The following is a 14,822-nucleotide window of genomic DNA, read 5'->3' as shown; positions in this document are numbered from 1 at the left end:
GCGTATTCCAGGGCTAGGTACGGACGCTCTCGTCGTCCAACCGTGTCACGTCACCGTCATTGGGACCGTGCGCACGACCGACGTGAGCCTCCGCACGCATCCGCTCGATCATATGCGGGTAGTGCAGCTCGAAAGCGGGCCGCTCCGAACGGATCCGGGGCAGTTCGGTGAAGTTGTGCCGCGGCGGCGGGCACGAGGTCGCCCACTCCAGCGAGTTGCCGTAGCCCCACGGATCGTCGACGGTGACGACCTCGCCGTAGCGCCAGCTCTTGAAGACGTTCCAGACGAACGGCAGCACCGAGACACCGAGGATGAACGCGCCGATCGTCGACACGATGTTCAGCGTCTCGAAGCCGTCCGACGGCAGGTAGTCGGCGTAGCGGCGCGGCATGCCCTCGTCACCCAGCCAGTGCTGGACCAGGAACGTGGTGTGGAAGCCGATGAAGGTCAGCCAGAAGTGCAGCTTGCCCAGCCGCTCGTCGAGCAGGCGGCCGGTCATCTTCGGGAACCAGAAGTAGATCCCGGCGTAGGTCGCAAACACGATGGTGCCGAACAGCACGTAGTGGAAGTGCGCGATCACGAAGTAGCTGTCGCTGACGTGGAAGTCGATGGGCGGGCTGGCCAGCAGCACGCCGGACAGACCACCCAGCAGGAACGTCACCAGGAAGCCGATGGAGAACGCCATCGGCGTCTCGAATGTCAGCCGGCCCTTCCACATCGTGCCGATCCAGTTGAAGAACTTGATGCCGGTAGGCACGGCGATCAGGAACGTCATGAAGCTGAAGAACGGCAGCAGCACCGCGCCCGTGACGTACATGTGGTGCGCCCACACCGCCACCGACAGCGCCGCGATGCTGATCGTGGCGTAGATCAAGGTGGTGTAGCCGAAGATCGGCTTACGGGAGAAGACCGGGAAGATCTCCGAGACGATGCCGAAGAACGGCAGCGCGATGATGTACACCTCGGGGTGCCCGAAGAACCAGAACAAGTGCTGGAAGAGCATGGTTCCGCCGTTGGCGGGGTCGTAGATGTGCGCACCGAGGTGGCGGTCAGCGGCCAGGCCGAACAGCGCGGCGGTCAGCAGCGGGAAGGCGACCAGCACCAGGATCGACGTGACGAAGATGTTCCAGGTGAAGATCGGCATCCGGAACATGGTCATGCCGGGGGCGCGCATGCAGACCACGGTGGTGATCATGTTGACGCCACCGAGGATGGTGCCAAGACCACCGACGGCCAGGCCGAGGATCCACAGGTCACCACCGGCGCCGGGGCTGTGCATGGCGTCGGACAGCGGGGTGTAGGCCGTCCAGCCGAAGTCGGCGGCACCGCCGGGGGTGATGAAGCCGGCCAGCGCGATCATGGCGCCGAAGACGAACAGCCAGAACGACAGCGCGTTCAGCCGCGGGAAGGCAACGTCGGGAGCACCGATCTGCAGCGGCAGCACCAGGTTGGCGAACCCGAACACGATCGGCGTCGCGTAGAACAGCAGCATCGCCGTGCCGTGCATGGTGAACAGCTGGTTGTACTGCTCGTTAGACAGGAACTGCAGACCCGGCACGGCCAGCTCGGCGCGGATGAACAGCGCCATCAAGCCACCGAGGAAGAAGAAGATGAAGCAGGCGACGCAGTACATGATGCCGATCAACTTGTGATCGGTCGTGGTCACCAGCTTGTAGATCAGATTGCCCTTGGGGCCCATCCGTGCAGGCATGGGCCGAGTGGCCTCGAGTTCTCCCCGCGAAGGCACAACGGCAGTCAACGGTCCTCCAAAATCAGTTAGCGCACCCGAGAACGTGTAGTTGATCCTAGCCGTCCATCGCCGCCAATGGGCTGTGGGTCCTACATTCTGTCGTATTCGATCTCGCAACACCCTGCCCCGCAGCTCAGCGGCCCTCTGGCGGTCGGATGTTACCGTCGGCGTCGTGCTGATCCGCGGTAAGCGTTCGGGTGTCGTGATGGCGGCCGGAGCGGTGCTCACAGCGGTCGCCATGACGGTCGCCAGCGGATGCTCAGGTTCGGCCAAGAATCCGGCCCCGTCGGCGGCGGGCAGCCTCGTTACGAGCACCACCAAGATCGCGGGTGCCGGTGTGCTGGGCAATCAGCGCCGTCCCGACGAATCGTGTGCACCCGAGCCGGCCCCGCTCGACCCGGCGCCCCCGGCACCGATCCGGCACGCCGCCGGGGAGACCACGGTGGTGGCCGATCCGCAGCGGATCGTGGTGCTGGCCGGCGACGAGCTCGATGCACTGTGCGCGCTGGGTCTGCAGTCGCGGATCGTGGCCGCCGCACTGCCCGACGGATCGGCCGGCCAGCCGTCGTATCTGGGCACCGTCATCCACAACGTGCCCGGCGCCGGGACCCGCAGCGCACCCGACCTGGCCGCGATCGCCGCCGCCAAACCCGACCTCATCCTCGGCTCGCAGGCGCTGACGCCGCAGTCCTACCCGGCGCTGGCGGCCATCGCCCCGACCGTGTTCACCGACGCACCCGGCGCCAAGTGGCAGGACAACCTGCGGACGATGGGTGCGGCGACCGGCCGGGCCGACGCCGCTGGTGAGCTGGTCGGTGATTTCATCGAGCAGGCCAAGCAGAAGGGCATCGCGAACGACGCCCCGCACTTCCAGGCCTCCATCGTCCAGCTCACCGACACCACGATCCGGGTGTACGGCGCGGAGAACTTCCCGGCCTCGGTGTTCGCCGCCGTCGGCGTGGATCGCCCTGCTGCACAACGGTTTACCGACAAGCCGTACATCGAGATCGGGATCTCCGATGCCGATCTGGACCGCTCGCCGGACCTCTCCCCCGCCGACGGCGACATCCTGTATCTGTCGTTCGCGTCGCAGTCGGCCAAGGATCGCGCACCGGCTGTCCTGGAGAGTCCGGCGTGGCGCAAGCTGTCGGTCAACCGCGACAACCGGGTGTTCGTCGTCAACAACGAGGTCTGGCAGACCGGCCAAGGTGTGGTCGCCGCGCGCGGCATTCTCGACGACCTGCGCTGGCTCAACGCCCCGATCAACTGACCCGGCAGGTAACCTTCGCCACGTGTTCCATGTGCTGACGATCACCTACGAAAAGCCGCTCGACGTCGTCGACCAGACCCGGCCCGCGCATCTGGCCTGGCTGAACGACGAGGTCGCCGCCGGGCGCCTGCTGCTGGCCGGCCGGCTGGATTCCGGTGCCGGCGGCGTCCTGATCACCGCGGACATCAGCGTCGAGGACGCCGAGGGCATGATCGAGCGCGATCCGTACACCCTGGCCGGCGTGGTCAGCTATCAGCGCTCGTCCTTCAACGGCGGAATTCGCGCAGCCGGGTTATAAATTTCACATGCGGGATTAGGCACCCGCCGCACTGGGTTGTTTCTTTTGGTCGCAGCGTTGCGACACCACACATATGACCAAAACGCTGACTGAATCAGTGCTGCCTAAAACGCGAACTCAAGGACTGCCAATGAGCACAGTTACCGCCTATGCCGCCACCTCCGCGACGGATCCGCTGACCAAGACCACCATCACCCGCCGCGACGTCGGCCCGCATGACGTCCAGCTCGACATCCACTTCGCGGGCATCTGTCACTCCGATATCCACACCGTGCGCGGCGAGTGGGGTCCGGTCGAGTATCCGATGGTGCCCGGGCACGAAATCGCCGGTGTGGTAACCGAAGTCGGGCCCGAGGTCACGAAATACAAGGTGGGCGACCGAGTAGGTGTTGGGTGCTTCGTCGACTCCTGCCGCGAATGTTCGAACTGCAAAGCCGGTCTCGAGCAGTACTGCACCAACCCGGGCATGGTTGGCACCTACAACGGCGTCGGCCGCGACGGTGAGCCGACGCAGGGCGGCTACAGCGGTGCGATCGTCGTCGACGAGAACTATGTGCTGCGGATCCCCGACAGCGTCGCCCTGGATGCCGCGGCGCCCCTGCTGTGCGCCGGCATCACCCTGTATTCGCCCCTTCGGCACTGGAATGCCGGTCCGGACAAGAAGATTGCGGTCATCGGCCTCGGCGGCCTTGGTCACGTCGGCGTAAAACTCGCCAAGGCGATGGGCGCGCACGTCACCGTGCTGAGCCAGTCCCTGAAGAAGATGGAAGACGGTCTGCGCCTTGGCGCCGACGAGTACTACGCGACCAGTGACCCGGACACCTTCAAGAAGCTGGCAGGCACATTCGACCTGATCCTCAACACCGTGTCGGCCAATCTCGATCTCAATGCCTATCTCGGCACACTGGCTCTCGACGGCACACTGGTCGAGCTCGGCATGCCCGAGCATCCGATGAGCGTGCCCGCGGCCGGTCTGATCGGCGGTCGTCGCAGCATTTCAGGTTCGCTGATCGGCGGCATCGCGGAAACCCAGGAGATGCTGGACTTCTGCGCCGAGCATGGCGTGGCACCCGAGATCGAGGTCATCGCGCCCGACTACATCAACGAGGCCTACGAGCGCGTGTTGGCCAGCGATGTGCGGTACCGCTTCGTGATCGACACCGCATCGCTGCGCGGCGCGTAGCTCAGTCGCTGACGGTGTCCTCGGACACCCCGGTCAGCGGCCACCCGGCCGCGGCCAGCACGGCTGCGACGCGCTTGACGTTCTCCGGCCCCGCATCGTGGTGGCTGACGTCCTTGATGAATTCGGCGATCTCGTTCTCGTCGATGCCGCCGTCCAATGCCGGTGAGCCGTTCGCCGTGAGGTTGGCGACAACCTCTTTGATCTGGTCTTCGGTCAGTGGCGTGGAGCGCAGCAGCGCCAGTAGCGGCACCCGGTCGGGACCGGGAACACCGTTGGGGTAGCCGGCGCGCAGCCAGGTGAGAATCGAGTTCAGAAGCGACGTAGCGGTCACCAGGAGAGTCTCTCGGTTGCGTCGAGGCTGCGCCAGCACCGGCCGCACAGTTCGCCGCCGATTCACGCCGCGTTCATCCGTCTTCGGTGCACCTGGCCAGGAACTCCACCACAGCCTCGGCGAAGACGTCGTTGCGATCCCCGGCGACCATGTGCCCTGCCCCGACGACATCGACGAATTCGATCTGCGGGAAGCGTGCCAGGAACGCGTCGGCGCGGTCCTGAGTGACGAGGTCGCTCATCTGGCCGCGCACCAGCAGCATCGGGACGCCGGCGGCCAGGATCGCGTCGACCGCCGCGTTGATCCGCTCGACTTCGGTGACCTCGATGGGCGGGCTGGCCGCGGTGCCGTCGATGAACTTGGGATCCCAATGCCAGTACCACCGGCCGTCGCGCTGACGCAGATTCGTGCGAAGTCCGTCGAGGTCCGCGGGCCGGCTCCGGTTCGGGTTGTACTCCTGAATCATGTCGGCCACCTCGTCGAGCGACTCGAAGCCCGACTCCATCCGGTCGTACATGAAGCGGTGAATCCGCGAGGCCCCGGACGGATCCATATCGGGGACGATGTCGACCAGTACCAGCGCCCGCAGCGCATCCGGGGCGAGCTCACCGGCGAGCAGCATGGCGGTAAATCCGCCTAGCGAGGCACCGACGATGACTGGCCGCGGTGGCAGCTCACGCAGCAGTTCCAGCACGTCAGCGGCGAAGCTGACCACCCGGTAGTCGCCATCTTCTGACCAGTCGGACTCGCCGTGCCCGCGCAGGTCGACGGTGATCGCCTGCCAGCCTCGGGCAGCCACCGCCGCGGCGGCCCGGCCCCAGGAGCGCCGCGTCTGCCCGCCGCCATGCAGAAACACGGCGGCGGGGGCGTCTGGATCGCCGAGCCGATCGGCGGCAATGCGGATGCCGTCGACACCGAGCGCGCTGAACGGTTCGGGTGTGATCACGCAATCAGCATCCGCGATGTCGCGTCGAACTCAAGTACGCAGTCCCGATCCACATCCGAAGTTCACAGCCGTTGTTGCCCCTGCAAGGGATAGCATCCCCACCGTGATGCGAGTCACGATCGTGGGTGGTGGAGCGGCCGGTGTGCTCGCCGCAATCCATCTGCGACGAAACAAACCGGACGCACAGATCACGCTTCTCGATGCCTCCGGCCGTCCGGGCACCGGTGCGGCCTACGGCACCAGCGACCCGTCGCACCTGCTCAACGTTCCCGCCCAGCGGATGTCCGTGTGGCCCGACGACCCCGATCACTTCTGCCGGTGGCTCGATGAACGAGCCGTCACGGCCGTCGACGGCTTCGCGCCGCGTCTTGCCTACGGTCGCTATTTGCGCGAGCAACTCGCCGAAGCCAACGTGCGGATCGAGACCGCCGAGGTTGTCGGAGTGGTACCGGGCGCATCCACGCAGCTGAAGCTGAACGACGGCAGGACGTTGGCGGCCGACGTCGTCGTGCTGGCGTCGGGACGCCCCGATGGTGGTATGCCCGACTCGTTGGAGCGGGCGTTCGCTCCGGTGCTGGCCGCCGATACCGACGGCAAGGTGGTGGTCGATCCATGGGCGCCCGGGGCCCTCGCCGCTCTCGGCGCACGCAGGCCCGCGACCGTCTTGGTGATCGGCTCAGGACTCACCGGTGTCGACGTCGCGCTGCATCTCGTCGCGCGTGGCGCCACGGTCACGCTGCTGTCGCGCAATGGCGCACTCCCCCAACGATTCCGCAACGCCGGCGCGCCGGCAGCGCTACCCCACCTCGATGCGCTCGGCACCGAGGTCACCCTGGAGGAATTGCGGGCCGCGCTCCGTGCGGATCTCGAACACGCTCGCGAGACCGGTTTGGATTGGCGACAAGTCATCGACGCGGTACGGCCGCACACATCGCGACTGTGGCGATCGTTGGGGTGGGAAGACCAACGCCGATTCCTGCGGGAAGACTTGCGGCAGTGGGAGATCGTGCGCCACCGCATGCCACCGACGATTGCCGATGCGATTGACGCGGCCATCGAGTGCGGTCAATTGACCGTCGCGGCAGGCGAAGTCGCCGATGTCTCGCTGCGCGGCAGCGGCGTCGAACTCGTTGTCACGACCAGCGATCAATCAGTGCGCAGGCGCGGCGACGCGGTGGTCGTCGCCACCGGAACCGCATGGGATCGGCGATCCCTGCAGCGCTCCCCGTTGTGGGCGAACCTGCTGGCCTCCGGAGTCGCTTCGGTTCATCCGTGCGGCATCGGTGTGCGTCTCGACGACGACGGCCGCCTCGTCGACGAAGCCGGCGCGACGGTCCCCGGCATCGTGTGTCTCGGCTCGATCCGCCAGGGCGAAGAGTGGGAGACCACCGCGATTCCCGAAATCCGGACGCAGGCCGCGGCTGTCGCCAAGCTGGTCGCCGACGACACCCGCGATCATCCGGTGCGTAGACCGAATCCGGCACCCGCGGTGCAGGATTCGACGGGTGCGGATGCGTCGTACGCCGAGGGTGTGCGCCGTCTGCTCGCCGTCCAGGACGGCGCGTCCATCGCGTTCGCCGCCGCGGTCGCCGAGGATCCCGGCCATGCGCGTGCCCATGTCGCGCTGGCGATGATCGCCATGGAGCGGCCCGACCGCGCGGGCGGCCCCGACGCGGTCGCCGGCCATCTCGCCCGGGCACGGGCGGCGCTCGCCCACGGCAGCGACGACGACCGCAATCACGTCGAGGCCATCGCGACGTGGTGCGAGAAGGGAAATGCAGCGGGCACCGAGGCGCTCATCGATCACCTCGACCGCGTACCGGACGACGCCGTCGCGTTGCTTGTGCTCGCACCGTCGATCGCGTTCGCAGGCGCCGGCGACGCATTACCGGACGCCTGGCAGTACGTCGAGCGATTCACCAGCGTGCACGGCGAGGCACCGTGGTATCTCGGTCTACGGGCCTATGGCCGGACCGAGCAGGGCCTCTGGTACGACGCCGCCGACCTGGCTGACGCCGCCCTGGAGCTGGATCCGGGCAATGGCAATGCGGCGCATGCCCTTACGCATGTGCACTACGAAACCGATGCGCACAGAGCCGGTTTGAAGTGGCTGACCGACTGGATCCCCACCGCCGGCTGCACACAGCGTTACCTCCCCCACTTTCAATGGCACGCCGCACTGCACGAGCTCGCAATGGGCGATGCCGCCGCCGCGGCGCGCCGGTACGCCGCGTCCCTCGCGCCGCCGCACTCGAGGGACGTGCGCTGTCTCGTTGATGCCGGTTCACTCGCATGGCGAGCGCGTCTGCATCCGGACTGGGTCACCCCACCTGATCCGATGGCGCTGCTCACCGAGGCCGGTTCACTTGCGTATGCGCCGCAAACGCCGTTCATCGCGTTCCACGCGCTGCTCGTCCTGGCAGCCGCGAACGATCCGGCGGCCATTCGAGCCGTCGACGTTCCCGGCGCAACTGAGGAGCAGGCGACCACACTGCGATTCATCGGCGAAGGCCTGATCGCGTTGACCGAAGGCGAGCCACGCGCCGCACTCGACTATCTCCTCGAATCGCTTCCCGGGCTTCCCTCGATCGGCGGCAGCCGAGTTCAGCAGGAAGTGATTCTCGAAACGGCGCTGGCCGCCATGCTCCAACTCGGTGCGCCGGGTCAAGCGGGCCGCCTGTTGTCTCGGCATCGCGCCGCCCCCGCAGCGCAGGTGACCCGCGGCGCCGTGAACTGACCGCAAGTGCGGTAGTGCACTACTGAGTTCGTCTGCTTCACGCCGAGTGACGATTGCCCACAGCAGAACACGGGGGGCAACATGATGGGTATCGCACGGCACATTGGTATTTCGATCGGCATCGCCGTCGTGGCGGCGACGGTCACGGTGACCCCGGCGGCGGCCGCCGAGGACCCGCCACCGCCCGATAGAACCGCCCTGATCTTGTGCGGGACCACCTGCCCGACACCTAACGCGTTCTGGATCGAGGCCATCAAGAACAAGTACATCGCGCCGACTCATCCGGGCCAGAACATCGATGCCGTCGGGGTGACGGCCCCCATGGTGTTTTGGCCCATCACCGGGATCTTCCGCCTCCTCGGCCTCGCGGTCGGGCCACCGGAAATCTGGGGTCCCGGCGGCCCGGGCTGGCCGGACGAGCCGTGGTGGAAACTCTCGGGACTCTTTGACATGACCGCCAACGAATCACTTCGGGTCGGGGTGGCCGATCTGGAAGCGGCGATCGCCGCACAGGACAATGACCATCTGGTGATCTACGGCAACTCGCAGGGCGCGGGCATTGCGAACGTGGTCAAGAAGCACCTCGCCACGCAGTACCCGGACGGAACCACACCCCCCGATATCGACTTCGTTCTGGGCGGTGACCCCAATCTCCCCAACGGCGGCTTGATGTCTCGGTTCGCGGGCCTCTACATTCCGTTCGTCAATCTGACGTTCAACGGCTCCGCAGCGACCGATACCCAGTTCAAGACCGTCGAAATCAACCGGCAGTACGACGGATTCAGCGATTTCCCGTTGTATCCACTGAATCTCATCGCCGACCTCAACGCGGTGCTGGGCATCGTGTACGTGCACATGTACGGCCTCGACGTCAGCCTGCCTGAGAATCCGATGACGTCCCCGGCATATCAGGGCACCCACGGCGACACCAGTTACTACTTCTTCGAGAACCAGGACCTGCCGTTGTTCGGTCCACTCCGCACGCTCGGCGTGCCCGAACGGTTGATCGATGTGGTCGAGCCGTTCTTCCGGGTGATCGTGGAAGTGGGCTACGACCGCACCATCAAACCGTGGGAACCCACCCCGGCGCGGCTCATCCCGGCGATCAATCCGGGAAAGCTCGCCGCAGATCTGGCCGCAGCGTTCGACGAGGGTGTCGACAACGCCCGGCATCTCATCAGCCCGCCGCCGACGTCAGCGAAACTGCGCCCTGCGACTAGTGATTCGCATGCGGTGGGCAAGCCGAGCACTCGGGCCGTCAAGGCAGCATCTCGGCCAACGCGAGATGCCCCTCGAAGCCAAGCGATTTCGCCATCGCGCGGTAACGATCACGGCGGTCGCGGTATATCAGCTCGTCGCCATTAGCTCTGGCCAGCAGGGTGCGCATTCTCAGCAGCATGATCTGGCAGATCGGCGAATCCGCGGGCAGGTCCGACAGGCTCTCGATCGCCGTTTGCGCTTCCGCCACGTCGGTGTCGGTGCCACGCTCAAGCAGCGTCTCCACCAAAATGCCCGTGCCCCAAAGGCCGTAGAACAAGTTTCCCGCATTGCGCAGCTCGGTGACAGCGCGACGCGCCGACTCGATCGCCGCGTCGACGTCGCCGCGTCTGGCCGTTTCGCGGGCGGCCCACAGGTCGGTGACCGGGATGAGGAACAGCGCTCGCTTGCGCAGCCAGACCTCGCGGGCCCGCATCATCAGCTCAAGCCCGCGGGCGCGGTCAGATGCCGCGTCTCGATTCAGCAGCCCGACGGCCAATGTGTATGCGGCCAAGCCCAATGCCCGATCACTGCTTGCCCTTTCAGCGGTCTGCACCGCGTCCGCGCTTACGCGCACCACATAGTCACTGGTTCGAAGCACCCCGTACTGCAACGCGAAACCGTAGGTCCAGGCAACGGCACCCGAGAGAGTCTCCGGGTTGCTGCGTCGGGCCAATTCGACACTGTCCTGGAGGTCGAGGCGCCACCCGGGACGGCCCAGCCACCACTGAGCGGTGCCACGCCACGCCAACGCGATAGCCAGCGGTGAGCCCATTCCGAAACCGGCGCCCTTGCCCGGATCGCCGGCGGCCAGGTCGATGATCGTCTGCGACCATCGCAGGATCTCGCCGACTTCACCGACGCCAATCCAGTTGACGAACGCCAAGAACGCCAACCCCATGGTCGGGGTGGGATCGTCGATCGCCTCCAGCAACGCCATCTGTTCGGATGCCAACTGCGCCGCCTCCCTGGCACGTCCGGCGTAGCAGAGGTCAGCGGCCAGCGCGGTCATCCCGATGGCCAGCGAGGCATTGTCGCCTACCGCAGTGCACAACTCGCGCAGCTCCGCGAAGCGACTCCTGCTGTCCTGAACCGCACGAGCTTGCCAGTCGGTGGCACACAACATGGCACGAGGAGCGATACGCATCGACAACTGGTCGGTTTCATCGTCAGGTAATCGGTCGCCGATACCGCGTGCCCGCTCCCAGCTGACGCGGGCCGCCGAGAGATCGCGGTTGGTTGACCACGCGCCGGCGCGCATGTGCCAGCCGTGGGCGGCGCGCAGTTCGCCTGCGGCTTCGAGCTGTTCGGCGATCAACGCCGCGTTCTCGTCCAGCGAGCCCGGCGCACGGTCTTGGATGGCTGCCGCCAGACGCCGATGCCATTGGGCGCGATCGGATTTCAGCTGTGATTCGTAGGCCACGGCCTGGATCAGCGGGTGGTGGAACGCATACTCGACGTTGGGGGTGGACCGCATCTGATCGATCAGCTCGGCGCCCAGCAACTCGTCGAACGTGGGGTCAAGGCCGAGCGCGGCCAGCAGCCCAGCTCCGAAGCGGGCCCCGATCACCGACGCGGCATTGATCGTCCGCCGAGCCGGGTCGCTCAGCCGGTCGATGCGTGCCGCGATGGCTGCCTGCACGGTGGCCGGGACGCTCACCTCGGCGATATCCGCCTGGCAGATGTAGTCGCCACGTCGGCCTGCGAGCACGCCGCGCTGGGCCAACTCGCGCACCATCTCCTCGGCGAAGAACGGATTCCCCGCGGCGCGCTCGGCGATGATCCCGGTGAGCTGACCGACCGAGGGATGCGACCCCAGCAGTTCACCGAGCAGTATCGCGGTGTCCGAATCATCCAGTGGGGCAAGAGCTACGGACTGAGCGCCGGGAATCCGCGCCAGTTCGCCGTGGTATTCGGGGCGGGATGTGATCAACACCATCGACGGGGTTTGCGGGATGACGCTGAGGAAGTCGGCCAGCATCGACTCGCTGACCGCATCGATCCAGTGCACGTCCTCGATGATGAACAGTGTCGGCTGGGTACGTGCCAGGGACGCGCTGTTGATCAGCCCGGTCAGCCGGCGCCGTCTGGCGTCCGGGTCGATCTGGGCCGATGACGCGTCGGGTTCGGCAATGCCGAGCAGATCGTCGAGCAGCAGCAGATCCTGCGGGTCCGTCCCGGGAAATTGCTCGCGCACCCGGGCGCGGGCAGCGTGGCTGTCGAGGTCGGCCACGCCCGTGCGGACGCGTAGCAGCTGAGCCACCACCCCGAACGGAATGTCACCGGCATGGGATTCGCAGAACGTCCAGAACACCGCGAATCCGTGAGCGGTCGCGCACGCCGCGGCCTCCCGGGCTGCCCGGCTCTTACCGATGCCCGGCGGTCCCACCACGTTCGCCACCGTTCCGTGGCCACCGATCGCGCGCTCCACCATGGCGTCGAGCGCCGCCACCTCCGAACGCCGTCCGACCAGGCTTGCCTCCGCCCGCCCGACCGGACTGTCCCGCGGACCGATCCCCTCCAGGCGGCGCGCGGGCACCGGTTGCTCAAAGCCCTTGATGTGCACCCACTCCGGGGCCCCCAGCAACACGCGGTGCTCGACCAGCGCCGCGGTCGACTCCGACAACATCACCCCACCCGGCGGGGCTGCCGATTCCATCCGTTGCGCCATCCCGACGTGCTCACCGGTCGCGCGGTACCCCAGTGACCCCGAACCGATCTCACCGGCGATCACCCGTCCCGAGTTCAGCCCCACTCTCAACTGCAGCGCCACCTTGTCGGCGCGGTGCACCTCGGCCGCCAACCGGATCGCCTCGTCTTGGATGGCTACGGCCGCAAGGCAGGCCCGAAAGGCGTGATCTTCTAAGGCAACTGGAGCGCCGAAGATGGCCATGACCCCGTCGCCGGTGTACTCGACGGTGCCGCCGTAGCGATGGACCACCGACGCGGAGCGTTCCAGGATCTCGGTCATGATCACGCGCAGGCGCTCCATATCCACCGAAGCAGCGATGTCCATCGAGCGCACCACGTCGGCGAACAACACCGTTACCTGCTTGTACTCGGACGGCCGACTGCCCTGTCCGAGCGGCGCACCGCACTCGTTACAGAATCTCGAGTTCAGCGGCAGCGCGATACCGCACGACCCGCACGACAGCGCCGGTGCAGTCCGTGCAAAACGACCGTCCCCCGACGCGCCCACGCACACATCGTGTCACCGCTGCTCAGCGATGTCCCGATATCGGAGACGCCGGAATACCGCAGGTGTAGACATAAGCGTCAACCCTTGGAGAGGACGTTCATGAGTACTGCGCGCATCTGCGTTGCCGCCGCCGTTTTGGCCGTTGCGGCTACCGCCGGCTGTAGTAGCGACAACACCGCATCTCCATCCTCGTCGGCCTCGTCGGCTGCGTCGACCTCAGCCGCGGCGGCCGATACGTCGAGCGCGGCGCCGTCCGCACCTGCACTTGGGCAGACCGGCGACTACACCGCAGCCCTGATCAAGGCCAGCGACATCGGCCCCGATTTCACCGGGTACGGCGAGCCGACCCAGAATGCCGGTGGAATGCCCGGTGTGGGTCAAAGTTTCAACACCGCCGACGGCAGCCGCATCGTCGTCGCCAGCGTCCTGGTTTTGGCCGATCCGGCGGCGGCCGACCAGTCCGTCGCGAGTCACCCGTTCCCGAAGGTGAATAACCCCGCACCGCAGCCGTTCGAAGTGGGTACCGGCGGTCGGATCGCCACCGGGATGTCGCCCGACAATTCGAAGTCGGTGACCGAAGTCGTTTTCGCCGAGGGTCGGGCAGCCGTCAACTTGGTATTCATGAACGCGCCCGCCAGTCCCCCGGCACCCGACTTCGTGCTCGACGTCGCCCGTAAGCAGGACGCCGCCGTGAAGAGCGGCTTGCCCAGCTAGCGCTCGAAGTAGCGTTCGGCGCGTTAGCGAGTCCGTAGATCTACCCGCAGCGCCAGGTGCTCGTCGAGTATCCGGCGAAGAGCGGCGTCCATCGGATGCGCGGACGCGAGGTCGCGACCCAATCGGTTGTCCACCACGACTACCGCACCCTCGTGCAGTTCGGCAGTGTCGACTTGATCGACGAATGGATCGAACAACGCAGGCGGCGTGGCCAGGTAATACAACGCCCCGCGCGACTCGTTTAACCCGGCGGCGTACACAAGCCCGTGTTGGGTGATCACGAAGAGTTCCGAGGTGATCCTGACGCTCGGGGTCTCGGTATTGGCCCAGGCTGTTGCGGCGCATCGGGTCTGCAGCAATCTGTCGGGAACGTCGTCACTGAGCGTGAACAGCCGTTTGACGAGTGCTCCACCCGTTCGCGGATATGCGTCGACGGCTGGTCGGAAGTACCGCTGGAAGATGTCGCCGAAAAAGTCGTAAAGTTGCTCGCTCATCGCAGCTCCCCAGGTTCGAGACCGACACCTCGAGTGTGCGCCCCTTACCGTCGGCTGAACACCAGTTCGGCCAGACCGGCCGGCCTCGCAGATGTCGACGGTCGATCCGCTGTACGCGGCGAACAGGGCCCTGGACCTATCCCTGGAGGCTACATTCGCGATCATGACAGTCGAATTGACGCAAGAGGTTTCGCGCAGGCTCGAATCGGATCGCTATGTGTGGTTGACGACAGTGGCGAAATCCGGCCAGCCTGTGCCGCGGCTCGTGTGGTTCTTCTTCGACGGCGAAGAGGTGACTGTGTATTCGATGCCGAAAGCCGCAAAGGTCGCGCACATCACGGCCCGCCCGCGGGTCAGTCTGAATCTGGATTCCGATGGCAACGGCAGGGGGACCATCGTGGTCGCCGGTACAGCCAGGATCGACGCAGTGGGAGCCGATCCGCTCGCGGACAAGCACTATCAGGCGAAGTACCACGATTACGCCGTCGGCATCGGGATGAGCGATGAGTATCTCGCCGCGTTCAGCACCCGGTTGAGGATCGCTGTCGACAAGGTGTGGTCGACGCCGTCGGCGAGTAGCTGATCAGCTCGAGCCAGTCGCCGTGTGCGTCGAGGCCCTGTGCTAGTCGTCCCCGGTGTCGCG

Annotated in this window: 12 protein-coding genes; 7 read left to right on the top strand and 5 right to left on the bottom strand. The window is 66.3% G+C overall.

All coding sequences use genetic code 11. From position 1 onward, the window contains the following. Positions 1-13: 13 nt before the first annotated feature. Positions 14-1,759, bottom strand: a complete 1,746-nt coding sequence (gene ctaD, locus SLQ31_RS09910) for a cytochrome c oxidase subunit I (protein WP_319431880.1) — start codon at positions 1,757-1,759, stop codon at positions 14-16. 163 nt (positions 1,760-1,922) lie between these two features. Here ctaD and SLQ31_RS09905 point away from each other — a divergent pair, with 163 nt between their 5' ends. The 3 genes from SLQ31_RS09905 to SLQ31_RS09895 all read left to right on the top strand — a co-directional run bounded on the left by SLQ31_RS09905 (position 1,923) and on the right by SLQ31_RS09895 (position 4,501). Next, positions 1,923-3,020, top strand: a complete 1,098-nt coding sequence (locus SLQ31_RS09905; RefSeq protein ID WP_319431879.1) for an iron-siderophore ABC transporter substrate-binding protein — start codon at positions 1,923-1,925, stop codon at positions 3,018-3,020. A 22-nt stretch (positions 3,021-3,042) separates the two neighbouring features. Next, positions 3,043-3,318: a YciI family protein gene (locus SLQ31_RS09900; protein ID WP_319431877.1), complete on the top strand. Its 276-nt coding sequence runs from the start codon at positions 3,043-3,045 to the stop codon at positions 3,316-3,318. 130 nt (positions 3,319-3,448) lie between these two features. Continuing rightward, positions 3,449-4,501 carry an NAD(P)-dependent alcohol dehydrogenase gene (locus SLQ31_RS09895; protein WP_319431875.1) on the top strand — a complete coding sequence of 351 codons (1,053 nt, stop codon included), beginning with the start codon at positions 3,449-3,451 and terminating at the stop codon, positions 4,499-4,501. Position 4,502: 1 nt separating this feature from the next. Here SLQ31_RS09895 and SLQ31_RS09890 read toward each other — a convergent pair whose 3' ends face one another. Further along, the gene (locus SLQ31_RS09890) at positions 4,503-4,832 is read right to left on the bottom strand and encodes a DUF3349 domain-containing protein (protein ID WP_319431873.1); all 330 of its coding nucleotides are present in this window, start codon (positions 4,830-4,832) and stop codon (positions 4,503-4,505) included. A 73-nt stretch (positions 4,833-4,905) separates the two neighbouring features. Continuing rightward, positions 4,906-5,775 (bottom strand): alpha/beta hydrolase, encoded by an 870-nt coding sequence (locus SLQ31_RS09885; protein ID WP_319432998.1) that lies wholly within the window; start codon positions 5,773-5,775, stop codon positions 4,906-4,908. A 109-nt stretch (positions 5,776-5,884) separates the two neighbouring features. Between SLQ31_RS09885 and SLQ31_RS09880 the strand changes: the two genes are divergently transcribed. Together SLQ31_RS09880 and SLQ31_RS09875 are read left to right on the top strand one after the other, a co-directional pair. After that, on the top strand, positions 5,885-8,515 hold the full coding sequence (locus SLQ31_RS09880; RefSeq protein ID WP_319432996.1) for an FAD/NAD(P)-binding protein: 2,631 nt from the start codon (positions 5,885-5,887) through the stop codon (positions 8,513-8,515). Positions 8,516-8,599: 84 nt separating this feature from the next. Further along, on the top strand, positions 8,600-9,880 hold the full coding sequence (locus tag SLQ31_RS09875) for a PE-PPE domain-containing protein (RefSeq protein WP_319431871.1): 1,281 nt from the start codon (positions 8,600-8,602) through the stop codon (positions 9,878-9,880). Here SLQ31_RS09875 and SLQ31_RS09870 read toward each other — a convergent pair. After that, complete coding sequence (locus SLQ31_RS09870) at positions 9,774-12,815, bottom strand: ATP-binding protein (protein ID WP_413641660.1); 3,042 nt, start codon at positions 12,813-12,815, stop codon at positions 9,774-9,776. The genes SLQ31_RS09875 and SLQ31_RS09870 overlap by 107 nt on opposite strands. Positions 12,816-13,070: 255 nt before the next feature. On the opposite strand from SLQ31_RS09870, the gene SLQ31_RS09865 reads away from it, so the two are divergent. Next, on the top strand, positions 13,071-13,685 hold the full coding sequence (locus SLQ31_RS09865) for a hypothetical protein (RefSeq protein ID WP_319431869.1): 615 nt from the start codon (positions 13,071-13,073) through the stop codon (positions 13,683-13,685). Between the two features lie 23 nt (positions 13,686-13,708). Here SLQ31_RS09865 and SLQ31_RS09860 read toward each other — a convergent pair whose 3' ends face one another. Continuing rightward, positions 13,709-14,179, bottom strand: a complete 471-nt coding sequence (locus SLQ31_RS09860; protein ID WP_319431867.1) for a glucose-6-phosphate dehydrogenase — start codon at positions 14,177-14,179, stop codon at positions 13,709-13,711. A gap of 163 nt (positions 14,180-14,342) precedes the next feature. Between SLQ31_RS09860 and SLQ31_RS09855 the strand changes: the two genes are divergently transcribed. After that, positions 14,343-14,762, top strand: a complete 420-nt coding sequence (locus tag SLQ31_RS09855) for a TIGR03667 family PPOX class F420-dependent oxidoreductase (RefSeq protein ID WP_319431865.1) — start codon at positions 14,343-14,345, stop codon at positions 14,760-14,762. Positions 14,763-14,822 lie beyond the last annotated feature (60 nt).

Origin of the sequence: Mycobacterium sp. RTGN5, assembly GCF_033804465.1 — a bacterium.
Taxonomy (GTDB): domain Bacteria; phylum Actinomycetota; class Actinomycetes; order Mycobacteriales; family Mycobacteriaceae; genus Mycobacterium.
This window is presented reverse-complemented; position numbering and strand designations above follow the sequence as displayed.